We start from the raw sequence: 26,832 nt of genomic DNA, 5'->3' as shown, positions 1-26,832 counted from the left end.
GGGCCCGGGCGGTTAGCGTCGGGGGCATGAGTCAGACGGTGCGTGGAGTGGTCGCCCTCAGCAAGGGCGCCGAGGTGTCGATCGAGCAGATCATCATTCCCGACCCCGGCCCTGGTGAGGCCGTGGTCAAGGTGCAGGCGTGCGGCGTCTGCCATACCGACCTGCATTACCGCGAAGGTGGCATCAACGACGACTTCCCCTTCCTGCTCGGCCACGAGGCGGCCGGGATCGTCGAGTCGATCGGCGAGGGCGTTACCGATCTCGAGCCCGGCGACTTCGTCGTCCTGAACTGGCGAGCTGTCTGCGGGAACTGCCGGGCCTGCCTGCGCGGCCGCCCGTGGTACTGCTTCAACACGCACAACGCCCAGCAGAAGATGACCCTTGCCGACGGCACCGAGTTGTCGCCGGCGCTCGGCATCGGCGCGTTCGCCGAGAAGACCCTGGTCGCCGCCGGCCAGTGCACGAAGGTCGACCCGGCCGTCAAGCCCGAGGTGGCCGGCCTGCTCGGCTGCGGTGTGATGGCCGGCCTCGGCGCGGCCGTGAACACCGGCAACGTCGGCCGCGGCGACTCCGTGGCCGTGATCGGCTGCGGGGGAGTCGGTACTGCGGCCGTCGTCGGCGCGCGGCTCGCCGGCGCCGCCCGGGTGATCGCGATCGACCTGGACGAGCGGAAGCTCGACGTCGCGAAGGAGCTCGGCGCGACCCACACGATCCACTCGAAGGGCCTGGATCACGACGGCGTGGTCGAGGCGGTCCAGGAGTTGACCGGCGGGAACGGTGCGGACGTGGTGATCGACGCGGTCGGCCGCCCCGAGACCTGGAAGCAGGCGTTCTACGCCCGTGACCTGGCCGGGACCGTCGTCCTGGTCGGCGTCCCGACGCCGGAGATGACACTGGAGATGCCGTTGCTCGACTTCTTCGGCCGCGGTGGTTCGCTCAAGTCCAGCTGGTACGGCGACTGCCTGCCGTCCCGGGATTTCCCGCTGCTGATCGATCTCCACCTGCAGGGCCGGCTGCCGCTGGACCGGTTCGTGTCGGAGACGATCGCGCTGGACGAGGTGGAGGCCGCGTTCGACAAGATGCACCGCGGCGACGTACTCCGCTCGGTGGTGCTGTTCTGATGGCGGCACGGATCGAGCGGGTGGTCACGTCGGGCACGTTCAGCCTCGACGGTGGCACCTGGGACGTCGACAACAACGTCTGGCTGGTCGGCGACGACGATGAGGTCCTGGTGATCGACGCCGCCCACGACCCGGAACGGATCATCGAGGCGGTCGGCGAGCGCCGGGTGACGGCGCTGGTCTGCACCCACGGCCACAACGACCACATCAACGCGGTCGGCGGCATCCGCGACGTCCTGAAGTGCCCGGTCTGGCTCAGCTCGGCGGATCACATGCTCTGGCGCGCGATGTACGACGGCAACCCCGACCACGACCTCACCGACGGCACCACCTTCGAGGTCGCCGGCACCACCCTCCGCGCGCTCCACACACCGGGCCACAGCCCCGGCAGCACCAGCCTGTACGCCGAGGACCTGGCTGCCGTCTTCACCGGAGACACCCTCTTCCAAGGTGGTCCGGGCGCCACCGGTCGCTCCTACAGCGACAAACCCACAATCCTGGAGTCGATCCGCACCCGCCTACTCACCCTGCCAGGCAGCACGGTCGTCCACACCGGCCACGGCGACACCACCACCATCGCCGCCGAAACCCCCGTCGAGTAGGACGCAATCAGGAGGCTCAGCCCAGGGCGGCGCTTTGGCCGGCTACCCAGTTCATGTCGGGGTAACGAGTGCCGGCCGGGGTGAGCTTGGAGAGGGACTCCAGGTCGGCGGGGGACAGGACCAGGTCGAGGGCGCCGTGGTTCTCCTCGAGGTACTTGCGGCGCTTGGTGCCCGGGATCGGCGTCACGTCATTGCCCTGGGCAAGGAGCCATGCGAGCGCGACCTGGCCCGCCGTCGCCTCGTAGCGGTTGGCGACCGCGCGGATCTCCTCCACCAGCGCGAGGTTCGCGTCCAGGTTCTCCGCGTCGAACCGAGGCAGCGTACGCCGGAAGTCGTCGGCGGCAAGGTCTTCCGTCCGGGGCCCCGCGCCGGTGAGCATGCCACGGCCGAGTGGGGAGTACGGCACGATCCCGATGCCGAGTTCACGGCAGACGGGCAGGACCTCGTTCTCGATGTCGCGACTGAACAGCGACCACTCGCTCTGCACGACCGCGATCGGGTGCACCGCCTGCGCCCGGCGAATCGAGTCCGCCGACGCTTCCGACAGGCCGAGATGCTTCACCGTGCCTGCCTCGACCAGCTCCGCCATCGCCCCGACGGTCTCCTCGATGGGTACTGCCGGGTCGACCCGGTGCTGGTAGTACAGATCGAGGTGGTCCACCCCGAGCCGGGTCAGCGAGGCGTCGATCGCCGACCGTACATAGGAAGGCGAGCTGTTGACCCCGGCCGGCCGATGCGTGACCGGATCAGCCAGGATGCCGAACTTGCTGGCCAGGACCACCTCGTCTCGGCGTCCGGCGATCGCCTTGCCAACGAGCCTCTCGTTGGCGCCGCCGCCGTACAGGTCTGCGGTGTCGAGGAAGGTGATGCCGAGGTCGAGCGCCCGGTTCAGCGTGGCGACGGCCTCGGCCTGGTCAGCCACGCCGTACGCGTAGCTCATCCCCATGCAGCCGAGCCCGAGCCGGCCGATGTCAGGTCCGTCGGTACCGAGAATCATCAGATCTCCTAAGAAGTTGGCATGGCTCCGCCCACCGGCGAACAGCGGAGGCTCGCCGGCGAGAGGAAAGAAAGGGAGTTACGGAGTGGCGTGTCCGCCGTACGTGGTGATCTTGTAGTCCGTGACCGCGAGAGCAGCCTGCAGTTCGCGGAGTCGCCGCTGGATGGTGGCGCGGTGAGCCTGCATCAGTTCGAGCCGCGCCGGGGCGGTCTGGTCGCCTTGGTTCACCAGTTCCAGGTAGTGGCTGATCGTGCTGATCGGCATGTCCGACAGGCGCAACCTGGTGATGAACACGATCCGGGCCAGCGCCGACCGGTCGTAGCACCGGTGCCCGGCGTCGTCCCTTCCGACAGTGACCAGCCCGATCCGCTCGTAGTACCGGAGTGTGTGCGGAGTGAGCCCGGTGGCGGCAGCGACCTCGGCAATGGTCAGCTCGTCCGGCAACCCGTCCGGCAGGTCGAGCAACTCCAGCAGTTCAGGAGCCACCGGGGACAGCTGCGGCGTTTCGTAGCTGTCGGCGAAGGCCTGGCGTCGCGCGGGGGAGCTGAGCACACCGGTCGTGGTCATGCTTCAAACGTACGGCTTAGAGCGCGCTCCAACGCAAATGTGACCCCGGCCACAACGCTCAGGTCAGGCGGGGCGGCAGTCCTGGCAGGTGCCGAAGATTTCCAGGGTGTGGCTGACATCCGCGTAGCCGTGCTCGGCGGCGACCTTGTCGGCCCAGCGCTCGACGGCGGGACCTTCCACCTCGACCGTGCGGCCGCAGTTGCGGCAGACCAGGTGGTGGTGATGACCCTTCGAGCAGCGCCGGTACGCCGTTTCACCGTCGGCTGTCCGGAGTACGTCGACCTCGCGGGAGTCGGCCAGTGCCTGCAGGGTCCGGTAGACCGTGGTCAGGCCGACGGCCTCACCGGAGGACCGGAGCTGCTGGTGGATCTCCTGAGCCGTTCGGAAGTCGTCGAGGTTGTCCAGCACGGACGCGACTGCCGCGCGCTGACGGGTCGAGCGTGTTCCGATGGCCACCGTTCCTCCTGTCATCCGGTCACCCGGAATTCCGCGGCGACGCCCACAATTCTCGCAGAAGTCGTCACTTTAGTGTTCATCCCAGTGATCGCCGTGGGCGGCGTGCAGGTGACCGTCGTGAACGTAGTCGACGTGGTCGCCGTGCTCAACCTTGGCGTGCCCGCAGGCGGGGTCGTGGGCGTGTGGGTGGCCGGGGCTGACCACATGGGGTTCCGGCCCGGGGAGGCCGATCTCCGGCTCCTCGTCGGCCAGCGGCGCGAGGACGCCACGGCGTCGCCGTACCAGGGTGCCTGCGACGGCCGTGACCACGAAGCCGGCCAGGGCCAGGACGACGATGGTGGCTCCTGGTGCGACATCCGCGTTGTACGACGTGATGATGCCCGCCAGACAGGCTGTGACCCCGATGGCACAGGCAGTCGCGAACGTACTGCGGAACGACCGCGTCACCTGTTGCGCGGTCGCCACCGGGACAACCATCAGCGCGCTGACCAGGAGCAACCCCACGGTCCGCATCGCCACCGTCACCGTCACCGCGGCCATCACGGCGATCACCAGGTTCAGCACCTGGACCCGCAACCCCGTGACCCGCGCGAACTCCTCGTCCTGACAGACCGCGAACAGCTGGGGACCGAGGCCGATCGCCACGACCAGTACGGCTACGGCCAGCCCGACCACGACGTACAGATCGGTCGGCGACACCGTGGTGAGGGAGCCGAAGAGATAGGTGTTCAGCGTGGCTGCGCCCTGACCGGCTAGTCCGATCAGCAACACGCCACCGGCGATGCCGCCATAGAAGAGCAGTGCGAGCGCGACATCACCACTCGCCTTGCCGCGTGCCCGGACCAGTTCGATCGCGGACGCGCCGACGATGGCGACCAGTACTGCGGTCAGCACCGGCGCGGTCCCGGTCAGCAGCCCCAGCGCGACCCCGGTGATCGCGACATGGCCGATCCCGTCGCCCATCAGCGACAGCCGGCGCTGCACCAGGTACGTGCCGATCGCCGGCGCGGACAGCCCTGTGAGCAGCCCGGCGATCAACGCCCGCTGCATGAACTCAAGCTCGAACATCGTCACGACAGCCACCCCGACTCGTCCTCGGCGACGTGCGGATGCACATGGGCATGGGTCTGCGAGGCGTGCGGCGGTCCGTCGTACACGATCCGGCCGCGGCGCAATACCACCGCGCGGTCGATCAGCGCGTCCATCGGACCGAGGTCGTGGCTGACCATCACCACGGTGGTGCCGCGAGCGACCCGTTGGCGGATCGCTTCGGTGAAGATGCCTTGGCTGTGAAGGTCGACTCCGGCGGTCGGTTCGTCCAGGACAAGGAGGTCCGGGTCCGAAACCAGTGCCCGGGCGATCAGCACCCGCTGCTGCTGGCCGCCGGACAGCTCGGCCACCGCCTCCTTGCGCAGATCCATCATGTCCACGACCTCCAGCGCCCGCGCGATCGCCTCCCGTCCGGCCGGCCGGAGCGGGCGGAACAACCGCCGCTTGGACAGCAGCCCGGACGACACCACCTCCTGCACGGTCGCCGGTACTCCGCCTGCCGCGGTGAGCCGCTGCGGTACGTAGCCGACACGTCGCCACTGGCGGAACCGCGGCACCGGAGTACCGAAGAGCTTGACCTCGCCTCGGGCCGCCGGCAGCAGGCCGACCATCGTCCGGATCAGGGTGGACTTGCCGGAGCCATTGGTGCCCAGCACGGCCAGCACCTCGCCCTGGCGGATCTGCAGGTCGACGCCGCGCAGGACGGGTCGACCGCCCAGGTCGACCGAGAGATCGGTGACCTGGACGGCTTTGGTGGCGGACGTATGGTCGGTGGGTGTCACGCGCAGCTGTTCGCCTTCCGGAGTTCCTGCAGGTTCTCGCGCATCAGCGTGAGCCAGGTCTCCTGGGAGTTGGCCTCGGAGAGACCCTCGATCGGGCTCAGGACCGCGGTCTTGACGTTGACATCGCGGGCGATCGACTCGGCCACCTTGGGGCTGACCAGCTCCTCGTAGAAGATCGTGGTCACCTTCTGCTGCCGCACGATGTCCTGGACCTCCTTGATCCGCGCCGGGGTCGGCTCGGCGTCCGGGGTGAAACCGGCGATACCGACCATCGTCAGACCGTACCGCTTCGCGAGGTACGCGAAGGCCTCATGACTCGTCACGAACGTCTTCAGTTCGCAGTTCTGCAGACCGGCCTTGAACTCGTTGTCCAGCTTGGTCAGGTCGGCCAGCAGGGCGGTCGCGCGCTGCTGGTAGCCGTCGGCGTTCGCGCTGTCGGTCTGGACCAGCTTGTCGGTGACGGCGTTGACGACGTCGGCGTACCGGACCGGGTCGAGCCAGAAGTGCGGGTCGACCTCGTCCGCGGTGAAGCCGGCCGGCGTGACCGAGTTCGCCGGCGCGCCGGCGCCCTCCTCGTGCTCCTCGAAGTCGGCGCCGGTGGCCTCCAGTTTGGCGGCCGGAGCGACGTCGAAACCGGTCTCCTTCGCGTTCTGCGCGACAGCCTCGTCGACGGCGGGCTGCAGGCTCTTCTCGTAGACGACCAGCTTCGCCCCGGCGATCTCACCGACCTGCTTGGGGGTGAGTTCCAGATCGTGCGGCTCGACGCCGGGGGCGGTCAGAGTGGTGACGTTGACGGCGTCGCCACCCACCGTCCTGGCAATGAACTCGAGCGGGTAGAACGAAGTGACCACGTTGAGCTTCTCACCACTGCCGGCGGAGTCGCTGGCATCGTTACCGCCGCAACCTGTCAGAGTGACGGCGGCAAGGGCGGCGAAGCCGGCGACGACAGTACGAGTACTAGATCTCATGACAATCATTTTCATTTAAAAGCTACATGGTTGTCAAAACAGGGAGTTGGCGGATGGCGAGGCGGAACGTAGGGCGCAGGCGGGCCGGCAAGGGGTCGGGCCGCAGGGGCCGGATCGAAATTCCGCCGGGTCACGGACATGGACATGGGCACGGGGCCGGTGACCATGTGGTCGATACCTCGGTGGTGAACAACGACGCGGTCGTCGCCCGGCGCGTCCGGATCGTGGTCGCCGCGGTGCTGACTCCGCTGATCGCGGCCGCGATCGTCGCCATGGTGATCCTCTGGCCGGGCGGCGACCTGAACGTGCCGGCGGCCCAGGCCACCCAGTCCGTCGGCGCCAGCGGCGAGGTGATCGCCCTCAAGCCCTGCGCGGACTCGCCGGCGGACTGCGACGAGGCGACGGTCAAGCTGACTGACGCGCCCGGTGCCGACAAGGGCCTCGAGGTACCGGTCCAGGTGCCCAAGGGCAAGCAGACGACGATCCCGGTCAAGATCGGCGACCCGATCATGCTCGGCGTCATGCAGGGCGCGCCGCTGGCCGAGCGGTACCAGTACGTCGACCACGACAGGTCGTTCCCCTTGCTCGTGCTGGCCGGGATCTTCGCCGTCGCCGTGATCCTGCTGTCCCGGTGGCGAGGATTTGCCGCCCTGGTCGCGCTCGGTGTCACCGCGCTCATGCTGACCCAGTTCATCCTGCCCGCGATTCTCAAGGGATCGAACCCGTTGCTGGTGTCCGTGGTCGGCGGCTCGCTGATCATGGTGATAGCGCTCTATCTGACCCACGGCATCAATGCCGAGTCGTCAGTAGCCCTGGCCGGGACAATCGCCGCCCTCGGCCTGACCGCCTTCCTCGGCTGGGCCTTCGTCAAGTTCGCCGACCTCTCGGGGCTGGCGCCGGAGGGCGCCTCGCAGGTGAAGGCGTACGTCCCCGATCTGGATCTGGCGGGCCTGCTCGTGGCCGGCATCGTGATCGGTGCACTCGGCGTGCTGGACGACGTCACGGTCACTCAGGCGACAGCGGTCTGGGAATTGTCAGCGGCCAACCCGGCCGCGAACCGCCGGGAACTGTTCGGTGCCGGCTTGCGGATCGGCCGGGCGCATGTGGCCTCGGTGGTGAACACGCTGGTCCTGGCCTACGCCGGCGCGGCACTGCCGATCCTGATGATCTTCGCGATCAGTGGTGTGCAGACCGGCTACGTCCTGTCCACCGAGCAGGTGGCGATCGAAGTCGTCCGAGGTCTGGTCGGCAGCCTCGGCATCATCATGGCCGTCCCGTTGACCACTGCGCTGGCCGCAATGGCTGTCGCCGACCGATCCCGGGACCTGGTCTCACAGCCGGAAAGCAGTACCGGCGCAAGAGAATCATCGGTCGCCGGGGAGCCTGTCCAGTAGTCGGGAAGTTGCCGTCATCGCACGGGAAAATTCCGCGTTTCTGACTGGCAGGTGCTTCCCAGACGAGGCCGGTCGATCTAGAGTTCCGATCTGTCACGGGTCGTCCGCCCAAGATTACTTTCCGTGGCGTTGACGTGAGGAGCTGTGGATGCGGCGTCGGGTCGGTGTCTGGCTGTTCGGAGCGAGGGGATCGGTCGCGACCACGACCATTGCCGGAGCCGCCGCGCTGGCTCATGGAGCCCCACCCGCCGGGGTGGTGACGGAGCTCCCCGACTTCGCCGGGGCGGGCTTGGTCCCGCTGGATCACCTGGTCTTCGGTGGTCATGACGTCATCGAGACCCCGCTCGCCAAACAGGTCGAACGCCTCGCCGCGGGTGGCGTGCTCCCGGTCGGCCTGGATGCGCTGATCGGTGCCGAACTCGCCGAGGCCGAGAGGAACCTGGTGGTTCTCCCGGCCGCGGACACGCAGTACGAGCTGGTACGGCGGATCGCGGAGGACCTCAAGGCGTTCCGGCTGCGGAACGACCTCGATCAGGTGGTGGCGATCAACGTTGCCTCGACGGAGGCGCCGTACGGGGATCATCCCGCGCATGCCGAGGTCGGGCTGTTGCGGACGGCGCTGGCGGGGGAGGACGTGCTGCCGCCGAGTTCGCTGAACGCGCTCGCGGCCTTCGAGGCGGGCGCGGCTTATGTCGACTTCACGCCATCGACCTCGATCCGGCCGGCCGCGGTCCGGCAGTGGGCGGTCGAGAAGGGACTCCCGTACGGCGGTCAGGACGCGAAGACCGGGGAGACGTTGGTGAAGAGCGTGCTGGCTCCGATGTTCACCGCCCGGGCTCTCTCCGTGCAGGCGTGGTCCGGGACCAACCTTCTCGGCGGTGGAGACGGCGCGACCCTCGCCGATCCACAGGCGGCCGAGTCGAAGAGCATCTCCAAGGAGCGTGGCCTGGCCGAGCAACTCGGGGACGTCGCCGGTCAGGTGCACATCGACTACGTGGAGCCGATGGGCGACTGGAAGACCGCTTGGGATCACGTGATGTTCTCCGGATTCCTCGGGGTCCGGATGACGCTGCAGTTCACCTGGCAGGGTTGCGACTCCGCTCTCGCGGCACCCCTTGTACTCGATCTGGCGCGGCTGTCGGCGCTCGCGCTGGAGCGTGAGCACGTCGGCTCGATGCCGTTCCTCGGGTTCTACTTCAAGGACCCGGTCGACTGCACAGAACACTCGCTGACCAGGCAGTACGACGAACTCGTCCGCTGGGTGCGGGCATGCTGAAGGACCTGGCCGAACTGGTTCGGGCGCCCGCCGCGTTGACGGTGCCCGGGGATGTCCTGGCGGGTGCGGTTGCCGCGGGCAATGGTCGCCCGAAGCAACTGATCGGGCTGGCGGCGTCGTCGGTCTGTATCTACTGGGCCGGCATGGCACTGAACGACTGGGCCGATCGGGCGGTCGACGCTGTCGAGCGGCCTGAGCGACCGATTCCATCCGGCCGGGTGTCGCCGCGCTTGGCGCTCGGGCTCGCCTCTGGGTTGACCGTTGTTGGCCTCGGTTTGGCCGCGGTTGCGGGAGGACGAGCCGCCTTGCGGACGACCTCGTTGCTGGCAGCAACCGCTTGGACCTACGACCTGGGTGCGAAGAACACGCCGGCCGGCCCGGTGTTCATGGCCGCCGCGCGGTCGCTCGACGTACTGGTCGGGGCGGGGGACAGGCGACGGAAAGCCTGGGCACCTGCGCTCGCGGTCGGGGCGCACATCCTCGGAGTGACGGCGATGTCGCGCGGAGAAGTCCACGGCAGTACGCCGCTGCCGGCGCGTGGTGCTCTCGCCGCCACCTCGGCCATCACGGCTGGAACCGTCGCTGGATCCGGTGTCGCGACGGCGGCGCTGACCGGGTTGTTCGTCCAGGCGGTCGGTCCGGCTCAACTGTCGGCCGCGCAAGATCCGAGCGGGCCGCGGTTGCGCCAAGCCGTCGGCGCGGGGATCCACGGCCTGGTCCCGCTGCAGGCCGCCTGGTGCGCCCGCGGCGGAGCACCAAAACTAGGCGCCGCCCTGGTCGCCGCTCTACCGCTGGCCCGAGCCCTCGCCCGAAAGATCTCACCGACATGAGAGCCCTGCTGCTTGCGCGGTACCCCGGTGCTCTGCCCTTCGCCTGGAAGGCGTTGCCGAGATGAGACTTGGCTACGGGACTAACGGGTTTACCAACCATCGGTTGGCTGATGCGCTGGCGGTGCTTGCCGATCTTGGGTACGACGGGGTCGCGCTGACACTGGATCATCATCATCTGGATCCGTTCGGCCCAGATCTCCGGCAGCGGACGGCCGAGGTCGGACGACTGCTCGCGCAGCACAACCTGGCCGTGGTGATCGAGACCGGCGGACGGTATGTGCTGGATCCCTTCCGCAAGCACGAGCCGACGTTGCTGCATACGCAGGGCGCCGAGTGGCGGATGTCCTTGCTGGAAAGGGCGATCGAGGTCGCCGCTGATCTCGGGGCGGAGGCGGTGTCGTTCTGGTCGGGGACGCTGCCTGCTGATGTTCCGGCAGAATTCGGCTGGCAGCGGTTGACGGCGAGCTGTCATCAGTTGGTCGGCTACGCGGCCGATCGCGGAGTACGCCTCGGTGTCGAACCAGAGCCGGGCATGCTGCTCGACGATCTCGCCGGCTACCTGAAGCTTCAGGCGGAGGTCGGAAGCGAGACGCTCGGCCTGACGCTCGACATCGGTCACCTGGTCTGCAACGAATCCGCATCACCGGCCGACTGCATCAGAGCGGGCGCGCCGTACCTGGTGAACGTCCAGATCGACGACATGCGCCGAGGCGTCCACGAACATCTGGAGTTCGGCACCGGCGAGGTCGACTTTCCCTCAGTCTTCCAAGCCCTCCAAGAGATCCAGTACGCCGGCCTGGTAGCAGTCGAACTCCCCAGACACTCCCACGCCGCCCCAACCATCGCCCGCCACTCGATCGACTTCCTCCGCCACGCTTCCGAGGTCCCGCAATGACAACAGCCGCCGACCTGGAGCAACTGCTCCCACCGGAAGCGCGCACGTGGTTGACGCAGGCACGCCAGCAACCGCTGGCAGAGGTATTCCCAGCCGCTGCCCGCTCAGTAGGCCGTACTGAACTGAGTGCAGGTTGGACGGTTGATTTGGTGGTGCGGGTGCTGTTGTTGGTGGAGGTGCCGGCCGAGGACGTGCTGGAGGTATATCGGTTTGGGGATGCGGCGGAGAAGCACGCGGTGTTGTGGGGGTTGGGGGTTGGCGAGGTGGAAGAGCAGGTTGGTGAGGAGGGCTTGGTGATTGTTGCGGATGCTGTTCGGACTAATGATCAGCGTCTGCTCGCCGCCGCTTTGGGGCCCTATGCAACGAAGTGGTTGCCGCAGGCAGAGTTTCGGCAGGCTGTGCTCAAATGTGTTTTCGCCGGCGTCCCGCTAGAAGTGGTCGACGGGTTGCCAGCGCGTGCCGACGCAGAACTGACCCGGATGATGAAGGACTTCGCCGCCGAGCGAACCGCCGCCGGCCGGGAGGTTCCGGCCGACCTTCAGCCATATCTCACCGCCCTGAGAGGTGCCTGACCCATGCGCATCTTCGATCCACACATCCACATGACATCCCGCACCACCGACGACTACGCCGCGATGGCAGCCCATGGCGTCCAGGCCCTGGTGGAGCCCGCCTTCTGGCTCGGCCAGCCGAGAACCAGTGTCGGCTCCTTCGTGGACTACTTCGACGCCCTGATCGGATGGGAGCCGTTCCGCGCCTCGCAGTACGGGATCAAGCACCACTGCACGATCGCCCTGAACCCGAAGGAAGCGAACGACCCCCGCTGCCGCGAAGTACTCGAAGTACTGCCGCGCTACCTCGCGAAGGACGGCGTGGTCGCGGTCGGCGAGGTCGGCTACGACTCGATGACGCCCGAAGAGGACGAGGTGTTCGCGGCGCAGTTGGAGCTCGCCAAACGCTTCGAGCTGCCGGTCCTGGTCCACACCCCGCATCGCGACAAGGCCGCCGGCACCACCCGCACCCTCGCCGTGGTGAAGGAGTCCGGCCTGCCCGCCAACAGGGTCGTCGTGGATCACCTGAACGAGGTGACGGTGAAGGAGGTCGCGGATTCCGGGTGCTGGATGGGCTTCTCGATCTACCCCGACACCAAGATGGACCCGGACCGGATGGTCGTGATCCTGCAGCAGTTCGGCACCGAGCGGATCCTGGTGAACTCCGCCGCCGACTGGGGCAAGTCCGACCCGCTGCGGACCTACGCGACCGGTCAGGCGATGCTCGCGGCCGGGTTCAGCGAGGACGACGTCGACCAGGTGTTGTGGCGCAACCCGGTCGCGTTCTACGGTCAGTCGGGCCGGCTCGACCTGTCGACGGCGGACGCACCGGAGACCTTCGAGGGCAACTCCATCCAGCGTGGTGCCCGCGCATGAGGTTCCGCCACCCCGACGGCTCGGTCGTCCATCTCGCCTACTGCACGAACGTCCACCCGGCCGAGGATCTGGACGGCGTGATCGCCCAGCTCGACGGCTGCTCGTCGCTCGTCCGCAAGGAGCTCGACGTGCCCGTACTGGGCGTCGGCCTCTGGCTCGCGCACACGCTGGCCGAACAACTCGCCAACTCGCCCAAGGCCGTCGATCGCCTGGCCCGCGCCCTCCGGAAGAACGACCTGGAAGTCGTGACCCTGAACGGATTCCCGTACGCCGGATTCCACGACAAGGTCGTCGGCAAGAAGGTGTACTTGCCCGACTGGACCAACCCGGAGCGGCTCGAGTACACCCTGGATCTCGTCACCGTTCTCGCGGAACTCCTGCCCGCCGACGCGTCGTACGGGTCGATCTCGACGCTGCCGCTGGCCTGGCGGAGTCCGTGGTCGCGCGCGCAGGACGCCCAGGCGCGGCAGTCGTTCGCCATCCTGGAGAACCGCCTCGCCCGGGTGCAGGAACGGACCGGCCGCCGGATCCGGGTCGCGATCGAGCCCGAGCCCGGCTGCGTCCTCGAGATGGTCGGCCAGGCCTCCCATTGGCTCAGCCGGTACGCCGATCAGTCGCGGCTCGGGTTGTGCCTCGACACCTGTCATCTCGCCGTCCAGTTCGAGCGACCCGACGAGGCATTCAAGGTGTTGTCCAAAGCAGGAGTGGACATCGTGAAGAGCCAGGTGTCGGCCGCCCTGCAAGTGCTGAATCCGTCGGACCCGGAGGCGCGGGAACGGCTGAAGGAGTTCGCCGAGCCGAAGTTCCTGCACCAGACCCGGGAGTGGGGCGGCCCGGGCATCGATGATCTGGATCTGATGGACCAACTGTCCGGCCATGCTCCCTGGCGGGTCCACTTCCACGTGCCGGTCCACGAGGCGCCGCAACCGCCGCTCTCCAGCACCACGGAGGTCCTCGAGGACTGCCTGAAGCAGTTGATCGGCGGCCCGCACCCACTGACGCACCACCTGGAGTCGGAGACCTACACCTGGTCCGTGCTGCCGTCCGGACCGAAGAACCAGCAGGAGCTCGCCGTGGGCATCGCCGGCGAGCTGAACTGGCTCCGCGACCGGATCACAGCGCTGGGACTCGAGGAGATCAAATGACCAAGCAGGTTGTCGTCATCGATGTGGTCGGGCTGACCCCGCGGCTGCTGCGGAAGATGCCGCGGCTCCGGCAGTTGCCGTTGTCAACGACCTTGGGGACGGTCCTGCCCGCGGTGACCTGTTCCGCGCAGGCGACGTTCCTGACCGGGGAGATGCCGTCGGAGCACGGCATCGTGGGCAACGGCTGGTACTTCCGCGATCTCGGCGAGGTCTTCCTCTGGCGGCAGCACAACAAGCTGGTCCAGGGCGAGAAGGTGTGGGACCTCGCTCGCCGCAAGGACCCGTCGTACAAGGTCGCCAATGTCTGCTGGTGGTATGCGATGGGTGCCGACACGGATCTACTCGTCACGCCCCGCCCGATCTACTACGCCGACGGGAAGAAGGCGCCCGACTGCTACACCCGCCCGGTCGCGCTGCATGACCGGCTGACCGCGAAGCTCGGGGACTTCCCGTTGTTCCACTACTGGGGTCCCACGGCCGGCATCAAGTCGAGCAAGTGGATCGTTGCCGCGTCGCGCCAGATCCTTGCCGAGGACAACCCGAACCTGCTGCTGACGTACATCCCGCACCTGGACTACGACCTGCAGCGGTACGGCCCGTCGTCCGTCGAAGCCACCCGGGCCGCCATCGAGCTGGACGCAGTACTGGCTCCGCTTCTCGACGACGCGGAGGCGGCCGGGGCGACGGTGATCGTGCTGTCGGAGTACGGCATCACCGATGTGTCGCGCCCGGTCGACATCAATCGCGTACTGCGCAGCGAGGGGCTGCTGGAGGTCCACACGCAGGACGGAATGGAGTACCTCGACCCTTGGACGTCGAGGGCCTTCGCGGTGGCGGATCACCAGATAGCCCACGTCTACGTGAAGGATCCGGCCGATGTCGATGCCGTGAGCAAACTTCTCGCCTCCGTCGAAGGCGTCGCCCAGATACTGGATGCCGACGGCAAACGTGAGCACGGTCTGGACCACGAGCGAGCCGGTGACCTCGTCGCGGTCGCGAACGCCGATTCGTGGTTCACCTATTACTACTGGCTCGACGACGCGCGGGCGCCGGACTTCGCTCGCGGAGTGGAGATCCATCGCAAGCCTGGCTACGACCCGGCGGAATTGTTCTTCGATCCCGCCGACCGCTGGGTCAAGCCACGAGCAGCGTCGTATCTGCTGCGTAAGAAGGTCGGCCTGCGCTACGCGATGCGGGTTGTCCCGCTCGACCCGTCGATCGTCCGCGGCTCCCACGGCCGGCTCCCGGATTCCCCCGAGGACGGCCCGGTCTTCCTCAGCACAGACGCGTCTCTGGCGGAGGGTCCGGTCGCACCGACCGACGTACGGGACCTACTACTGAAGGCCGCCGACCTAGGCTGATTCGCGGACGACGATCTCGGTCGGGAGGATGACGGATTCGGCGCTGCCGTTGGCGAGCAGATCCAGGAGGAGTTGCGTGGTTCGCGCGGCCTGGTCGCCCATCGGGCTGCGGACCGTGGTCAGCGGGGGAGCGGTGTAGAGCGCTGCCTCGATGTCATCGAACCCGACGACCGCGACGTCCTCCGGCACCCGGCGACCCGCCTCCCGCAGGGTCCGTAGCGCGCCGATCGCCATCAGGTCGTTGGCCGCGAACACCGCGTCGAGCTGCGGATCGTCGTCCAGCAGTTGCCGCATCGCCTCGGCGCCGGAGATCCGGGTGAAGTCGCCGAGGGCAACGATCGACCGACGGCCGGTGCCTTTCAACGTCTCCCGGTAAGCCGTCAGCCGGTCCTGTGCGGCCGTCATGTCGAGGGGCCCGGAGATGGTGGCGATCCGCTGGCGGCCCTGGTCGAGCAGGTGCTGCACGGCCTTGGTCGCACCGCCGAGGTTGTCGTTGTCGACGTACGGCATCAGGCCCGGCGCCGACAGCCGCCCGTGCGACACCACCGGCAGACCGGTCCGCGCCAGTACTGCGGGCAAGGGGTCCGAGCCGTCCATCGAGACGAGCATGGCGCCATCGACATGACCGGCGGCCAGGTACTGCTCGACCCGGGCACGGCTCTCCTCGGAGCCGGCCAGTACCAGCGACACCTGTTTGCCGGCCGCCTCGAGTTGCCGGCTCGCGGCGCGGACGACCATCGCGAACATCGGGTCATCGGAGACCAGGCCGGCCGGGGGATCGGAGACGATGATCGCGATCGTGTTCGTCCGCTGGGTGACCAGGTTCCGCGCGGCGCCGTTCGGCACGTAGCCGAGCTCGGTCACCGCGGCCATCACGATCTGCCGGATCTCCGGCGCGACGGTCGGCTCGCCGTTGATCACCCGGGACACGCTCGACTTGGAGACCCCGGCCCGGGCCGCGACCGCGTGCAGCGTAGGTCGTCTCACGCGCACCCCCTCGGCCGAGATCCAGGGGAGCGTTCCCCTGATCGAGGATCAGGTCCCCCGGCGAGGTTGTCAACCATCCGGGCCTGGAGTTGCCCGGAGTTGCGCACTGAGAGAGCACTCTGACTGATCTACGCAGTGTTACGTGCAGGTTGCCGTCCGATGTCCTGTGAACTCTTGACACCGCTCCCCGGTAGCAGCACTCTCAGGCCTAGGGAACGTTCCCCCGCTTCTTCCTAGCCGCCCCAGGAGAGCCCTATGTCCCCCCTGCTCCCACCGCGCGACTCCCGCAAGGGGTCCACCCCGCCCCCCGCTCCCAGCCAGACGCCGACCGCCCCGCGGCGCCGGGTCAGGGGAGCGCGGCTGAAGGCCGCGACCATCCTCGCCGTCGCGGCGAGCTTCGTGCTCGCGCTGCTGGTCAGCCAGCCCGCCGACGCCGCCGACCCACTGCTGTCCCAGGGCAAGACCGCGACCGCCTCCTCCGCCGAGAACGTCGCCTTCCCCGCCTCCGCCGCGGTCGACGGCGATCCCGGCACTCGCTGGTCGAGCACCTTCGGCGATCCGCAGTGGATCCAGGTCGACCTCGGTCAGACCGCCACCATCAGTCAGGTCGCGCTCAGCTGGGAGGCGGCGTACGCGACTGCCTTCCAGATCCAGGTGTCCGCGAACGGCACCACCTGGAGCACGATCTACAGCACCACGACCGGTACCGGCGGCACCCAGACGCTGACGGTCTCCGGCTCGGGCCGGTACGTGCGGATGAACGGCACCCAGCGGGCCACCCAGTGGGGCTACTCGCTGTGGGAGTTCAAGGTCTTCGGAACCACCGGCGGTACTGGTCCTGGCCCGGGCAGCAAACTGCTCTCGTACAACAAGCCCGGCTTCTCCTCGACGCAGCAGCACGACGCCAACTGCTGGGAGTGCACGCCGGCCAGGGCTTTCGACCTCGACCCGGCCAGCCGCTGGGCCACCGCGACCGACTCCGGCTGGGTCGACCCGGGCTGGATCTATGTCGACCTCGGTGCGACCGCGCAGATCGACAAGGTCGTGCTGCAGTGGGATCCCGCTTCGGCGAAGTCGTACCAGGTGCAGGTCTCGAACGACGCCGCGAACTGGACCTCGATCTACTCGACGACGACCGGTCCGGGCTTCAAGGAGACGCTGAACATCACCGGCACCGGCCGCTACGTCCGGATGTACGGGACCGCGCGGAACACGCCGTACGGGTACTCGCTGTGGGAGTTCCAGGTCTACGGCACCGGTGGCGCCCCGAACACCCCGCCGACCCCGCCGGCCAACCCGGCGAACCCGCCGCAGCTGATCTGGTCCGACGAGTTCAACGGAACGGCCGGTACCAAGCCGGATGCCGCGAAGTGGACCGCCGACCCGGGCACCGGCCAGAACAACGAGTTGCAGGTGTACACGAACAACAACAACACCCAGATGGACGGTGCCGGGCATCTGGTCCTGGAGGCACGGCGTGAAGTCACTCCCGGCTCCGCCTGCCCGATCGACCCCGTGACCGGTAGTGGCACCTGCCAGTACACCTCGGCCCGGATGAACACCGGCACGAAGTTCACCACGACGTACGGCAAGATCGAGGCGCGGATCAAGGTCCCGAAGGGCAACGGACTGTGGCCCGCCTTCTGGATGATGGGTGCCGACTTCCTGACCGGCCGCCCCTGGCCGTACAACGGCGAGATCGACATCGTGGAGATCCTCGGCCGCGAGACCACCAAGGGCTACTCGACGCTGCACGCCCCGGCGTACAACGGGGCCGGCGGCTACGGCGGCACCTACGGCCTGCCGGGTGGAGCGGACTTCGCGAACGACTACCACACCTGGACGATGCTCTGGAACAGCACGAGCATCACCTACCAGGTCGACGGCGCCACCGTCTTCGTGGTGGACAAGGTGCAACTCGAGGCCACCCGCGGACCATGGATCTTCGACCACCCGTTCTACCTGATCCTCAACCTGGCTGTCGGCGGTGACTTCCCCGGCCCGCCGGATGCTGGTACGCCGTTCCCGGCCCGGATGCTCGTCGACTACGTGAGGGTCTACCACTGAGCACCCCCGGGTCCTGGCCTCTGCCCGTGCCAGGACCCGGGTCCGTCCCGCCCCGTTAGGAGACCCGATGAAAGGCTCCAGTCCACCCCAACACCTCGTCAGGCGGGGCACGGTTCTCGTCGCCCTGCTCGCACTGCTCGGCGCCTACCTGGTGAGTACCAGCCGGCCCGCGCAGGCAGCCGAAACCCTGCTGTCACAAGGCCGTCCGGCCCTCGCCTCGTCGGTGGAGAGCGCCTCGTTCCCCGCGGCCGCCGCCGTCGACGGCAACAACGGCAGCCGCTGGGCCAGCTCCTTCGCCGACAACCAGTGGCTCCAGGTCGACCTCGGTTCCGCCCAGGCGGTCAACCGGGTGCTGCTGCGCTGGGAGGCGGCGTACGCGCGCGGCTTCCAGATCCAGACCTCCACCAACGCGACCAGCTGGACCACGATCCAGACCACCACCAACGGCACCGGCGGCGAGCAGAGTCTCGTTGTCAACGGCAACGGCCGGTACGTGCGGATCCTGATCACCCAGCGCGCCACCCAGTGGGGTGCCTCGCTGTTCGAGTTCCAGGTGTACGGCGGGACCGCGAGCGGGCCGATCGTCCGGGTGGCGGAGTTCCTCGCCGAGTGCCCGTACACCCACCGGCTGCCGGACGACCCGATCGTCTTCCCGAACATGCCCGGCGCCTCGCACATGCACAGCTTCTTCGGTGCCAGCGTGACGAACGCGCACACCACCGTGGAGGACCTGGCGACGTCGCCGACGTCGTGCAACCCGAGCGTGGACGTCTCGTCGTACTGGGTGCCGACGTTCTACAACAACAACGTGCCGGTCGAGCCGACCGGGACCACGTTCTACTACCTGGGTGAAGGCGTCCGCGACGACGTGATCGCCCGGATCCAGCCGCTGCCGTACGGGTTGCGGATCGTGGCCGGCAACGCGAAGGCGACCGGGCCGAACGACAACACCATCTCCCGCTGGTCCTGCCTGCATGCCGGTGACGCCGGTTCGGGGCACGACTTCATCACCTGTCCGGCCGGCACCATGCTGGAGTCCTACCTGGACTTCCCGCAGTGCTGGAACGGCCGGGACCTGGACTCGGCGGATCACAAGAGCCACATGGCGTACCCGGTCAACGGTGACTGCCCGGCCACCCACCCGGTGCCGGTGCCGAAGCTGCGGCAGGTACTGCGCTATCCGGTGAACGGCTCGACGGCCGGGTTCCGGCTCGCATCCGGTGGTGGGTTCACCATGCACGGCGACTTCTTCAACGCCTGGCCGGTCGCCGAGATGGCGCGCCGCGTCAACGACTGCATCCGCCCGATCATCAAGTGCGGAGCCGACGGTCAGCCCTAGCCCTCCTATCGCCGGGCGGGTCCCCGTCCCAGGACCCGCCCGGCTGCAGTTCGTCTGAAGGAGTTCAGCCCATGCAGCGTCCCTCGCGGTCCGCCCTGCAAGCGCTCGGCGGCGCAGTACTGGTCGCCGGGCTTGTCGCTGGTTGCGGTGCGTCCGCCGCTTCCTCAGGGCCGCCTGTGTCAGCCGGTACTCCGGTGCCGTCGGTGCAGCAGGCGTTCAACCCCACCGACCTCGCGTGGATCCAGCTGATGGTCCCGATGGACGAACAACTCCTGCGGGTGCTCGACATGGCGAACCGGCAGTCGGCCGATCCCGCAGTACGGAGGCTGGCCCAGCAGGTGACCGCGACCCATCGCGCCGAACTCGCCCAATTGGTTGCCCTGCGCACCAGATCCGGAGCGCCGACCACCAACGTGCACGAGGGCCACGACATGCCAGGCATGATGACCGAGCCGGAGATCGTCGCCATGGGCAAGGCTCAGGGCGCCGTCTTCGACCAGCTCTTCCGGAAGAATCTGAAGGAGCACCTCGACCAGTCGATCATCGTCGCCCGCAGCATCAAGACAGCCGGCCACGAACCGTCCGTGAAGAAGCTGGCCGCCTCCATCGAAACCGGCCGCGCCGCCCAACTCAAACTCCTCGCGGCGCTGTAGTCGGTCAGCGCCAGACGACGGCCAGACGACGGCCAGACGACGGCCAGGCTGGTCACACCGCCGACGGCCGGGGCAGAACCCTGCGGCATCGACCAGATCGATCCGCCCACGGTGGATAGGCGCCGTCGGCACTTTTGCGGTGGAGTTAATGTGCGGGGGTGAGTTTCCGGCTGGCGGCCTATGCCGTGTGCGTCGAGGGTGGGAAGGTGCTGCTCGCCCGACACGCACCACCGAAGGGCGAGAGTGTCTGGACTCTTCCAGGCGGAAGGGTCGAACACGCGGAGGATCCGTTCGACGCGGTGATCCGCGAGGTTGCCGAGGAGACCGGGTGCGACGCAGTGGTCGAAAGCCTCCTGGGCGTTGACTCGAGGGTGATTCCCGCGGCCGAGGCGCGCAGGCGGACCGAGCACCAGAATGTCGGCATCTTCTATCGGGTCCGTATCACTGGCGGCCAACTCCGGCCGGAGCCGAATGGCGAAATCGCCGAATCGGCCTGGACTCCGATCCCCGACGTCGCTCACCTGCGCAGGTCGTCGCTGGTCGACATCGGCCTCGCCCTGGCACAGACGGTTCCGGCCACCGGCCACGTCGCTACCGTCCCGGTCGGCGGCATGATCCAGCACTGAAGCTTTCCTGCCTGTGGAAAAGTTGGCCTGATGCGGCCATCTTGATTCATCGGTGTGTGCACAGCTGTGGATGAATTGACTACTTCCTGCCAATCCTTGGATCCCTTATAGATAAGGGGATCTGGGCACGGAAACTGTCGGAAGGCGTGGCTAGGGTTCTGGGTATGGAACTCGTGGAGGCGCGACCGGTGTGGTCGATGGATGGCAGCGAACTGCTGACCACCCTCGACCAGTTGCACGCCGAGGACGCGGCCCGCGCAACCTACCGCCTGCAGATCATGGATCGCCTCGACGAGATCGGCCATGCCAAGGAACTCGGTGCCCGCGACGTGGTCGAGTTGCTGGCGATGCGGCACCGCCTCGACCCTGCCGCGGTCCGCAGCGACCTGAAACTGGCCAAGACCCTGTCGAAGTACCCAGCTGTCTCAGCGGCCCTGCCGGATCCGTTCGCTGCCGACGAGTGCGAGGAATCTGGTGGATCTGGTGAGGAGGGGGCTGGGGAGCGGTTGCCGGTGCTTTTGCATGTCGGCCAGGCCAGGGCGATCGTGACCGCGCTGGATCAGATCCCGGCCGCGGCGATGGTGCCGGTGGAGGATCTCCGGGTCGCTGAGGAGCAGATGGTGGAAGCCGCTCGTTTCCTCGCTCCGGGCGACCTGCGCAAGCTCGGTAAGAAGGTCCGAGACACCCTGGACAGTGATGGGCCGGAGCCGGCCGAGGACAAGGCGTCGCGCAAGGAGGCGTTCTGGTTGAAGAACGCCGACCGCGGCATCACTTTCGGCGGTTTCGTGGCCAACGAGAACGCCGAACTGGTCAGAACCGGTATCCACGCACTCTCAAAGCCCCACAAAGCCGTGGACGGCACCCCGGACCCGAGATCCCGCGAGAAGCGCCAGGCCGACGCTCTGGTCACGGTCTTCACTACCGCCGCCGACGGCCGAAGCGGCTGGACCGCGCCCGCTCCGACGAGCGCGTCCGGGGCGCCTGACGGGTCCGGTGCCGCGAGCGCGGCTGATACCGAGGGCAGGGTCGACGCCGCGGGCACGGCTGAGGCCGGGAGCCCGGGCGGTGGTGGGAGCGCAGGCGGTGGTGGGAGTGCGGGCGGTGCGCCTGGTGCGTCTGGGGGTGGCGGGTTCAAGGTGCTGGTCACGATCGACTTCAACGATCTCAAGACCGCCGGCAAGAACGCCACCGGCGACCTCACCTTCGGTGACAACCTGTCCGCGGCGGCCGTGCGCCGGCTGGCGTGCGATGCCGAGATCCTCCCCATCGTGCTCGGTTCCAACTCCCAGCCCCTGGACGTCGGCACCTCCAAACGCTTCGTCACCAACCCGATCCGAGACGCCCTGATCGAACGCGACCGCGGCTGCGTGATCTGCAAGGCTCCACCCAGCCACTGCCACGCCCACCACATCGTCCACTGGGCCGACGGCGGCAAGACCGACGTCGACAACCTCGCCCTGTTCTGCGGCTCCCACCACACCGCCGTCCACCACGGCCACTGGACCGTCACCATCCTCGACGGCGTCGTCCACCTCTCCTACCCAGACTGGGCCGAACCAGACCCCACCACCCGCCAACACCGCCCCCCGCCCAACCGATCACCCCAACCATCACCCCCTACAACAGGCGACATCCCATGGATCACCAAGGAGGATGCCGCACGCCTGGACCCATGGGGCGACGAAGGGACACCTGCCGACCTGGCAGACACTGGCTAGACGCCCGCCACTTCGGAGTGGTTGGGGAGCGTCCTCCGCGCCATCCACCAACAGGTCGCCCTTGGCGGCCTCTCCGACTGCGCCATGATGTTCGACCAAGTCCCCCGTCGAAGCCTTCCTCCGGCCCGTCCGCGCCTCGGCCGATGATCGCGTCGTCTGTGGGGCGAAGCGACCGTCGCCGCGGCCTACGACGCGCTGGGGCCTTGACTTGGCCGTAGCCTCCAGCGCCCGGACTGCGGCATGTCCGGTTATCGCTTTGCTGACCGCCAGACGGCACGTGGTCTAGGGTGCTGATGAGTTGCGTCCTCGCCGAGGAGGTGCGGTATGAACCTGCAGGACAGCCGGGTCGCTGAATTTCATCGCTTGCACTCCTCTGGCACGTTCGTGATGCCCAACCCCTGGGACGCGGGAAGCGCGCGGGCTTTGGAGCAACTGGGCTTTGAAGCGCTCGCGACCACGAGCGCCGGCTTTGCCTGGACGCTCGGTCGTGCGGACAACCAGGTCATGCTCGATGAGACGCTCGAGCACCTGAAAATCGTCGTCGATGCGGTAGAGCTGCCGGTGAACGCGGATTTCGAAGATGGTTACGCGGCCGATCCGCAGCAGGTCTACGAGAACATGAAGCTGGCCGTTGCGACGGGCATCGCAGGGCTTTCGATAGAGGACTCCACGCGCGACGCTGCAGAACCCCTCCATGACTTCGAGCTTGCCGTGGAGCGTATCCGGGCCGCGCGGCGAGCGATCGACGAAAGCGGAATGGGCATCGTTCTGACCGCTCGATCCGAGGGCTTCGTCGTCGGGCGCCCGGACATCGACGAGACGATCCGGCGGCTTCGTGCCTACGCGGAGGCTGGTGCCGACTGTCTCTACGCTCCCCGGATCGGAACCGTCGAACAGGTGAGGGCGGTGGTGGCCGCGGTGTCACCGAAACCGGTGAACCTGCTGATCAACGCTCCCTTCATCACCGTCGCAGAAGCCGCGGCACTCGGTGTGCGGCGAATCAGCGTGGGCGGGACGCTTGCGCGCGCAGCATGGGGCGGCCTCCTCGAGGCAGCCCGAGAGATCGCGGACGCGGGCACGTTCACCAGGTTCGCGCAGCTCCCCAACGTGGACGCTTTGTTCCGACATCCGTGACTCGCCAGGCAGGTCGGAGCGACCGCCGTCGATGGCACTGAAGCGACAGTTGCGTATTGCCGCGTAACGTCTTCACGCTGTTCGCGGCATGTCCGGACGCCGCCTGCGCTCGCCCGGCTCGCTTAGGAGCGGTACTTCTTGACCCGCTTCTGCCATTCACGGATTCGCTGGACTTCGGCCTTCATCTCGTCCGGCTCCGGGGGCACGTAGTTGGTCTCCTGCGCTTCTAGCGACTTGTGCAAGGGCCTCCCTGGCGTTGCTTGCTCGCCAGCGACGGTCATCATCCGGGCCTGCCGTACCTCTGACGAAGCCCCTTGCCTGGCGACGGATCCACATACATGCCGCGCATGACCGCTCTCCTTGCCAGGCGTGGTGGCGGAGTACTCCCTACACGCCTCCGAATGGCCCGCTCCCTGAGCGTCGATTGAACACGCGCACATCGGCATGAGCGCGCATCGCGGTGTGAGTGGATGTGTCTGGGACGGACGCGGGCGACCTGATCGTTCATCGGTAGGGTTGTGGGCATGTGTGCTGGTGCGTCTGTGACTCGTCCCTGCCGGTCTTTCGCTGACGGCGCTGGGACAGTCTGTAGGTAAATTCCTCGGTTCCGCGCCGCCGGCTTTCTGCCAGGCGGCTGTTTCGCGTTGCCTGGCCCCTGCTATCCCTCAGGAGCCGCCACATGTACACACACAAGCACCCCGAGCCGACCGATCCGCGCGTCGGACCTGCAGTCGTCTACCTGATCGTTGGCCTTCCCGGCGCAGGGAAAACAACTCACGCGAAGGAACTGGAGATCAGCGCGTCGGCCCTACGGCTAACGCCAGACGAGTGGCAGATCGAGCTGTTCGGCGATCAAAACCCACCAGACAAGCGTGACCTCGTTGAAGGCATGTTGATTCAGCTCGGCATGCGCGCCGCGGCGCTGGGCACCAATGTCGTCTTCGACTTCGGGTTCTGGGGAAAGGACGAACGATCAGCGCTGCGGTGGATCGCCGCCGCTGTCGGTGCGCGTAGCCAAGTCGTCTACCTGCCGATTGACCACGAGGAGCAACGCAGGCGTGTCACCAATCGGTTCGCGACTACGCCCGATCGTACGTTCCACATGAGCGACGTTGAGCTTGAGCAGTGGCGGGTTCAGTTTCAAGCGCCGGACGACGAAGAACTGCGGGGTTCTCAGCTTCCACTCGTCCCACCGGCGCACGCGACCTGGTCGGAGTGGGCCTCGCAGCGCTGGCCATCCTTGCCTGATCAGTACGCAACGACCGCCGCCAATTCCCGCCACCCACACGAACCGTGACCCCCCAGACGAGCGGTCAGTTCACGCAGAACTCGTTGCCGTACGGGTCTCGCATGACGGTCCAGGACTCGCCTGACTCGTCGTGGTGAGCGACGACGGTCGCGCCCAAACCCATGAGGCGCTTCACCTCCGTGGTGCGGTCGTCCGCCAGCAGATCGAGGTGAGCACGGTTCTTTCCGTGCTTCGGTTCGGGGACTTGCATGAACAGCAGACGTGGTGCTCCGTCGGCGTGCAGGTTCACCCGCGCCGCAGTGCCCCAGTCGCCGTCGAGTTTCGCAGCGAGCGCCGTGGCCCACCAGCGGGCGACCGCGCCGGGTGTACGTCACAGTCGACCGTGACGTTCATCGGGGAAAGGCTCATGACGATCAGTGTCCCGCGAGAGCTGCGGGTGGTCAGCTGCCGGCGATGCGGGAGACGGCGAAGAGGAGGATGACGAGGACGGAGAAGACCCGGATGGCTCGTTGGCCGGTGCTGACGACCGGCCAGGAGAGGAAGCCGAGCCAGGTCAGGAGCAGCGCGAGCAGGATCAGGGCGGGGATGGCCGCGGGCACCGGGGAGAACACGCCGATGAGGGCGAGCACGAGGGTGATCCCGGGCAGCGTCAGCTTTGGCATGCCGTGCAGCCGGGCCACGAACGGGTAGCTGATCTTGGTGATCCGCGCCCGCAAGGGACTAGTCGGCTGGCTGGGAGATCCGGTGCTCATCCGCCCATTGTTCCAGGCCAGGGGGAACACCTCTGACAGCGGAGGGCTGCGGCTGCTCTGACGACAGGCCGGAGGCTGTGGATAGTCGCGGCCTGGCGAGCCGGTTCGCGATTAGAGTCTGGGTATGAACGAACTGCCATCGGTCGATGTCATCAGCCGCGATCTGCCGGGGATCCTGGGCAGGTTCCGCGACGGATCCACGCGTGCGTTCAGTTTCGGTGATGGTGGGCCGGAGGCGGTGCTGCTGACGTACGACGAGTTCGAGGATCTCGGTGGTGAGGCGAAGTTCGACGCGGGTCCGTCGGTGCTGGAGCCGGCGCAGTTGGCGGCCGCGTTGCCGGGGCTGCTGACCGCGATCCGTGCCGGGGGATCTCCTTCGCCGTTGGTGTGGGGCGAGGAGGGTGAGCCGGAAGCGGCGGTTCTGTCGACCGCGCAGTACAGGGAGCTGCGTGGGGACGACGAGCCGCCGGCCGGTGTGGTCGACGATCCGACCCAGCGCACCTACTCCTCCGAGCCGCAGCCGGACAGCGTGCCGTTCAGCCTGGACGACTGGGCCGAGGGTGATCCGTTCACCCAGGAGATGCTCAAGGAGATCCGGACCGAGGAGGGTCTCCCACCTCGTGAGCGGTGAGCAGAACTATCAGCTCCTGGTGAGCCCGAAGTTCGCGCAGGATCTGCAACTCCTCCGCAGCAGGGCGATCGCCGACCCGGCCGGACATGGTCACCTCTACCGCGAGACGCTGCGCGAGATCGAGAAGCTGCGGACCGGAAAGTCCGACGGGCATCATCCGTTGGGGTACGAGACGGGCAAGGGCGATCTGCGCGACTGCGTGACGGCCTATGTGCAATCTGACCCACAGAAGAAGGCCGATCATCGGCTGACGTTCCGCGAGAGCGGCCCGGCGGCACCCGGTGGACAGCCACGGCGCGAACTGCTCGCGATCAAGCCGCGGCAGGGGTCCGGCAACATCTACGAGCACACATCTGCGCGGTTGACCCGGCACCCGGACGACAGGCAGCCCGGCTTGAACCAGTTCGGGGACCGCCCGGCTTCGTCCGGTGGGAACCAGACCGCGCGGCAGGCGGAGCTTGACGCGAAGCGCGCGATGGCGCACGCCTGGGCCGGGCAGCAACCGCTGGCGACCTCGAGACCGCTGGACCCGGCCCAGTTCGGCAAGGCCGGCAAGACGACTCCCCCCGGCCCGTCCAAAGGTCCTCACAAGGAGATCTGACGCCCGCCATCGCGGACGGAGTACTGGGGGGCTGCTGGTGGCGGAGGGTGACGCCGTACGCTAGCGCGGGTGTTCGTGGTGATCAGGTTCCGGGTCGACGAGTCCGCGCAACCGGAGTTCGTGGTCCGGCTGGAGACGGCTGTCGAGGTGCTGTCGCGGCAGAAGGGCTTCGTCGCGGCCCGGACCGGGCGGAACGCCGACGAT

General features: G+C 67.7%; 28 protein-coding genes and 1 pseudogene. 20 read left to right on the top strand and 9 right to left on the bottom strand.

The window, feature by feature from the left end; translation table 11 throughout:
* Positions 1-26 precede the first annotated feature (26 nt).
* Entirely contained in the window at positions 27-1,121 is a 1,095-nt protein-coding gene (locus VFG33_RS13300) for an S-(hydroxymethyl)mycothiol dehydrogenase (RefSeq protein WP_325026069.1), read from the top strand.
* On the top strand, positions 1,121-1,723 hold the full coding sequence (locus VFG33_RS13295; protein ID WP_325026067.1) for an MBL fold metallo-hydrolase: 603 nt from the start codon (positions 1,121-1,123) through the stop codon (positions 1,721-1,723). Before VFG33_RS13300 ends, VFG33_RS13295 begins: the two co-directional genes overlap by 1 nt.
* A 16-nt stretch (positions 1,724-1,739) precedes the next feature.
* On the opposite strand, the gene VFG33_RS13290 is transcribed toward VFG33_RS13295, so the two are convergent.
* The 6 genes from VFG33_RS13290 to VFG33_RS13265 all read right to left on the bottom strand — a co-directional run bounded on the left by VFG33_RS13290 (position 1,740) and on the right by VFG33_RS13265 (position 6,543).
* Entirely contained in the window at positions 1,740-2,720 is a 981-nt protein-coding gene (locus tag VFG33_RS13290) for an aldo/keto reductase (protein ID WP_325026065.1), read from the bottom strand.
* 78 nt (positions 2,721-2,798) lie between these two features.
* Positions 2,799-3,287 (bottom strand): MerR family transcriptional regulator, encoded by a 489-nt coding sequence (locus VFG33_RS13285; RefSeq protein ID WP_325026063.1) that lies wholly within the window; start codon positions 3,285-3,287, stop codon positions 2,799-2,801.
* A gap of 63 nt (positions 3,288-3,350) precedes the next feature.
* Positions 3,351-3,743 carry a Fur family transcriptional regulator gene (locus VFG33_RS13280; RefSeq protein WP_325026061.1) on the bottom strand — a complete coding sequence of 131 codons (393 nt, stop codon included), beginning with the start codon at positions 3,741-3,743 and terminating at the stop codon, positions 3,351-3,353.
* Positions 3,744-3,812: 69 nt separating this feature from the next.
* The gene (locus tag VFG33_RS13275; RefSeq protein ID WP_325026088.1) at positions 3,813-4,817 is read right to left on the bottom strand and encodes a metal ABC transporter permease; all 1,005 of its coding nucleotides are present in this window, start codon (positions 4,815-4,817) and stop codon (positions 3,813-3,815) included.
* The gene (locus VFG33_RS13270) at positions 4,814-5,575 is read right to left on the bottom strand and encodes a metal ABC transporter ATP-binding protein (protein WP_325026059.1); all 762 of its coding nucleotides are present in this window, start codon (positions 5,573-5,575) and stop codon (positions 4,814-4,816) included. The genes VFG33_RS13275 and VFG33_RS13270 overlap by 4 nt, the downstream gene beginning before the upstream one ends.
* Positions 5,572-6,543 carry a metal ABC transporter substrate-binding protein gene (locus VFG33_RS13265; protein WP_325026057.1) on the bottom strand — a complete coding sequence of 324 codons (972 nt, stop codon included), beginning with the start codon at positions 6,541-6,543 and terminating at the stop codon, positions 5,572-5,574. The genes VFG33_RS13270 and VFG33_RS13265 overlap by 4 nt, the downstream gene beginning before the upstream one ends.
* A gap of 167 nt (positions 6,544-6,710) precedes the next feature.
* Between VFG33_RS13265 and VFG33_RS13260 the strand changes: the two genes are divergently transcribed.
* The 8 genes from VFG33_RS13260 (at position 6,711) to VFG33_RS13225 (ending at position 14,871) form a co-directional block, all read left to right on the top strand.
* The gene (locus tag VFG33_RS13260; protein ID WP_325026056.1) at positions 6,711-7,937 is read left to right on the top strand and encodes a YibE/F family protein; all 1,227 of its coding nucleotides are present in this window, start codon (positions 6,711-6,713) and stop codon (positions 7,935-7,937) included.
* 148 nt (positions 7,938-8,085) lie between these two features.
* Entirely contained in the window at positions 8,086-9,213 is a 1,128-nt protein-coding gene (locus tag VFG33_RS13255) for an inositol-3-phosphate synthase (RefSeq protein ID WP_325026054.1), read from the top strand.
* Positions 9,207-10,043, top strand: coding sequence for an SCO3242 family prenyltransferase (locus VFG33_RS13250; protein WP_325026052.1), 837 nt, complete (start codon positions 9,207-9,209; stop codon positions 10,041-10,043). Before VFG33_RS13255 ends, VFG33_RS13250 begins: the two co-directional genes overlap by 7 nt.
* Before the next feature lie 103 nt (positions 10,044-10,146).
* Entirely contained in the window at positions 10,147-10,938 is a 792-nt protein-coding gene (locus VFG33_RS13245) for a sugar phosphate isomerase/epimerase family protein (protein ID WP_325026049.1), read from the top strand.
* Positions 10,935-11,510 (top strand): EboA domain-containing protein, encoded by a 576-nt coding sequence (locus tag VFG33_RS13240; protein WP_325026047.1) that lies wholly within the window; start codon positions 10,935-10,937, stop codon positions 11,508-11,510. The genes VFG33_RS13245 and VFG33_RS13240 overlap by 4 nt, the downstream gene beginning before the upstream one ends.
* A 3-nt stretch (positions 11,511-11,513) precedes the next feature.
* Complete coding sequence (locus VFG33_RS13235; protein WP_325026045.1) at positions 11,514-12,365, top strand: TatD family hydrolase; 852 nt, start codon at positions 11,514-11,516, stop codon at positions 12,363-12,365.
* Positions 12,362-13,510 carry a metabolite traffic protein EboE gene (gene eboE, locus VFG33_RS13230; RefSeq protein WP_325026043.1) on the top strand — a complete coding sequence of 383 codons (1,149 nt, stop codon included), beginning with the start codon at positions 12,362-12,364 and terminating at the stop codon, positions 13,508-13,510. The genes VFG33_RS13235 and eboE overlap by 4 nt, the downstream gene beginning before the upstream one ends.
* Complete coding sequence (locus VFG33_RS13225) at positions 13,507-14,871, top strand: alkaline phosphatase family protein (protein ID WP_325026041.1); 1,365 nt, start codon at positions 13,507-13,509, stop codon at positions 14,869-14,871. The genes eboE and VFG33_RS13225 overlap by 4 nt, the downstream gene beginning before the upstream one ends.
* Here the strand turns inward: VFG33_RS13225 and VFG33_RS13220 are convergent.
* The gene (locus VFG33_RS13220; RefSeq protein ID WP_325026040.1) at positions 14,863-15,858 is read right to left on the bottom strand and encodes a LacI family DNA-binding transcriptional regulator; all 996 of its coding nucleotides are present in this window, start codon (positions 15,856-15,858) and stop codon (positions 14,863-14,865) included. The two genes, VFG33_RS13225 and VFG33_RS13220, sit on opposite strands and share 9 nt — an antisense overlap.
* 255 nt (positions 15,859-16,113) lie before the next feature.
* On the opposite strand from VFG33_RS13220, the gene VFG33_RS13215 reads away from it, so the two are divergent.
* From VFG33_RS13215 to VFG33_RS13185, 7 genes are all read left to right on the top strand, one after another.
* Positions 16,114-17,925, top strand: a complete 1,812-nt coding sequence (locus VFG33_RS13215; RefSeq protein ID WP_325026039.1) for a discoidin domain-containing protein — start codon at positions 16,114-16,116, stop codon at positions 17,923-17,925.
* A 67-nt stretch (positions 17,926-17,992) separates the two neighbouring features.
* On the top strand, positions 17,993-19,264 hold the full coding sequence (locus VFG33_RS13210) for a DUF1996 domain-containing protein (protein ID WP_325026037.1): 1,272 nt from the start codon (positions 17,993-17,995) through the stop codon (positions 19,262-19,264).
* A 71-nt stretch (positions 19,265-19,335) separates the two neighbouring features.
* On the top strand, positions 19,336-19,917 hold the full coding sequence (locus VFG33_RS13205; RefSeq protein WP_325026035.1) for a DUF305 domain-containing protein: 582 nt from the start codon (positions 19,336-19,338) through the stop codon (positions 19,915-19,917).
* A 158-nt stretch (positions 19,918-20,075) separates the two neighbouring features.
* A complete protein-coding gene (locus VFG33_RS13200) occupies positions 20,076-20,543 on the top strand; it encodes an NUDIX hydrolase (protein WP_325026033.1) in 468 nt (155 codons plus the stop codon).
* 164 nt (positions 20,544-20,707) lie between these two features.
* Positions 20,708-22,261, top strand: coding sequence for an HNH endonuclease signature motif containing protein (locus tag VFG33_RS13195; protein ID WP_325026031.1), 1,554 nt, complete (start codon positions 20,708-20,710; stop codon positions 22,259-22,261).
* A gap of 324 nt (positions 22,262-22,585) precedes the next feature.
* Positions 22,586-23,395, top strand: coding sequence for an isocitrate lyase/PEP mutase family protein (locus VFG33_RS13190; protein WP_325026030.1), 810 nt, complete (start codon positions 22,586-22,588; stop codon positions 23,393-23,395).
* Positions 23,396-24,074: 679 nt separating this feature from the next.
* Positions 24,075-24,692 carry a P-loop nucleotide/nucleoside kinase family protein gene (locus VFG33_RS13185; protein WP_325026028.1) on the top strand — a complete coding sequence of 206 codons (618 nt, stop codon included), beginning with the start codon at positions 24,075-24,077 and terminating at the stop codon, positions 24,690-24,692.
* 16 nt (positions 24,693-24,708) lie between these two features.
* On the opposite strand, the pseudogene VFG33_RS13180 reads toward VFG33_RS13185, so the two are convergent.
* Positions 24,709-24,996, bottom strand: a pseudogene (locus VFG33_RS13180) (VOC family protein); the annotation flags it as partial.
* An 88-nt stretch (positions 24,997-25,084) separates the two neighbouring features.
* On the bottom strand, positions 25,085-25,396 hold the full coding sequence (locus VFG33_RS13175) for a DUF6703 family protein (RefSeq protein ID WP_325026025.1): 312 nt from the start codon (positions 25,394-25,396) through the stop codon (positions 25,085-25,087).
* A 124-nt stretch (positions 25,397-25,520) separates the two neighbouring features.
* Here VFG33_RS13175 and VFG33_RS13170 point away from each other — a divergent pair, with 124 nt between their 5' ends.
* The 3 genes from VFG33_RS13170 to VFG33_RS13160 all read left to right on the top strand — a co-directional run.
* Positions 25,521-26,027 (top strand): hypothetical protein, encoded by a 507-nt coding sequence (locus VFG33_RS13170; RefSeq protein ID WP_325026023.1) that lies wholly within the window; start codon positions 25,521-25,523, stop codon positions 26,025-26,027.
* A complete protein-coding gene (locus tag VFG33_RS13165; protein WP_325026022.1) occupies positions 26,017-26,628 on the top strand; it encodes a hypothetical protein in 612 nt (203 codons plus the stop codon). The genes VFG33_RS13170 and VFG33_RS13165 overlap by 11 nt, the downstream gene beginning before the upstream one ends.
* 69 nt (positions 26,629-26,697) lie before the next feature.
* Positions 26,698-26,832 (top strand): antibiotic biosynthesis monooxygenase (locus VFG33_RS13160; protein WP_325026086.1); only part of this gene is annotated, 135 nt, incomplete at its 3' end.

Origin of the sequence: Kribbella sp., from assembly GCF_035687465.1 — a bacterium.
Lineage (GTDB): Bacteria > Actinomycetota > Actinomycetes > Propionibacteriales > Kribbellaceae > Kribbella.
The sequence above is the reverse complement of the archived record's forward strand: the minus strand, read 5'-3'. Positions and strand labels throughout refer to the sequence as shown.

Excerpts from the sequence above, each read along its gene's own strand:
- VFG33_RS13300 (WP_325026069.1), top strand. The coding sequence starts at position 27 with ATGAGTCAGACGGTGCGTGGAGTGGTCGCCCTCAGCAAGGGCGCCGAG.
- VFG33_RS13295 (WP_325026067.1), top strand. The coding sequence starts at position 1,121 with ATGGCGGCACGGATCGAGCGGGTGGTCACGTCGGGCACGTTCAGCCTC.
- VFG33_RS13290 (WP_325026065.1), bottom strand. The coding sequence starts at position 2,720 with ATGATTCTCGGTACCGACGGACCTGACATCGGCCGGCTCGGGCTCGGC.
- VFG33_RS13285 (WP_325026063.1), bottom strand. The coding sequence starts at position 3,287 with ATGACCACGACCGGTGTGCTCAGCTCCCCCGCGCGACGCCAGGCCTTC.
- VFG33_RS13265 (WP_325026057.1), bottom strand. The coding sequence starts at position 6,543 with ATGAGATCTAGTACTCGTACTGTCGTCGCCGGCTTCGCCGCCCTTGCC.
- VFG33_RS13255 (WP_325026054.1), top strand. The coding sequence starts at position 8,086 with ATGCGGCGTCGGGTCGGTGTCTGGCTGTTCGGAGCGAGGGGATCGGTC.
- VFG33_RS13250 (WP_325026052.1), top strand. The coding sequence starts at position 9,207 with ATGCTGAAGGACCTGGCCGAACTGGTTCGGGCGCCCGCCGCGTTGACG.
- VFG33_RS13240 (WP_325026047.1), top strand. The coding sequence starts at position 10,935 with ATGACAACAGCCGCCGACCTGGAGCAACTGCTCCCACCGGAAGCGCGC.
- VFG33_RS13235 (WP_325026045.1), top strand. The coding sequence starts at position 11,514 with ATGCGCATCTTCGATCCACACATCCACATGACATCCCGCACCACCGAC.
- eboE (WP_325026043.1), top strand. The coding sequence starts at position 12,362 with ATGAGGTTCCGCCACCCCGACGGCTCGGTCGTCCATCTCGCCTACTGC.
- VFG33_RS13225 (WP_325026041.1), top strand. The coding sequence starts at position 13,507 with ATGACCAAGCAGGTTGTCGTCATCGATGTGGTCGGGCTGACCCCGCGG.
- VFG33_RS13215 (WP_325026039.1), top strand. The coding sequence starts at position 16,114 with ATGTCCCCCCTGCTCCCACCGCGCGACTCCCGCAAGGGGTCCACCCCG.
- VFG33_RS13210 (WP_325026037.1), top strand. The coding sequence starts at position 17,993 with ATGAAAGGCTCCAGTCCACCCCAACACCTCGTCAGGCGGGGCACGGTT.
- VFG33_RS13205 (WP_325026035.1), top strand. The coding sequence starts at position 19,336 with ATGCAGCGTCCCTCGCGGTCCGCCCTGCAAGCGCTCGGCGGCGCAGTA.
- VFG33_RS13195 (WP_325026031.1), top strand. The coding sequence starts at position 20,708 with ATGGAACTCGTGGAGGCGCGACCGGTGTGGTCGATGGATGGCAGCGAA.
- VFG33_RS13190 (WP_325026030.1), top strand. The coding sequence starts at position 22,586 with ATGAACCTGCAGGACAGCCGGGTCGCTGAATTTCATCGCTTGCACTCC.
- VFG33_RS13185 (WP_325026028.1), top strand. The coding sequence starts at position 24,075 with ATGTACACACACAAGCACCCCGAGCCGACCGATCCGCGCGTCGGACCT.
- VFG33_RS13175 (WP_325026025.1), bottom strand. The coding sequence starts at position 25,396 with ATGAGCACCGGATCTCCCAGCCAGCCGACTAGTCCCTTGCGGGCGCGG.
- VFG33_RS13170 (WP_325026023.1), top strand. The coding sequence starts at position 25,521 with ATGAACGAACTGCCATCGGTCGATGTCATCAGCCGCGATCTGCCGGGG.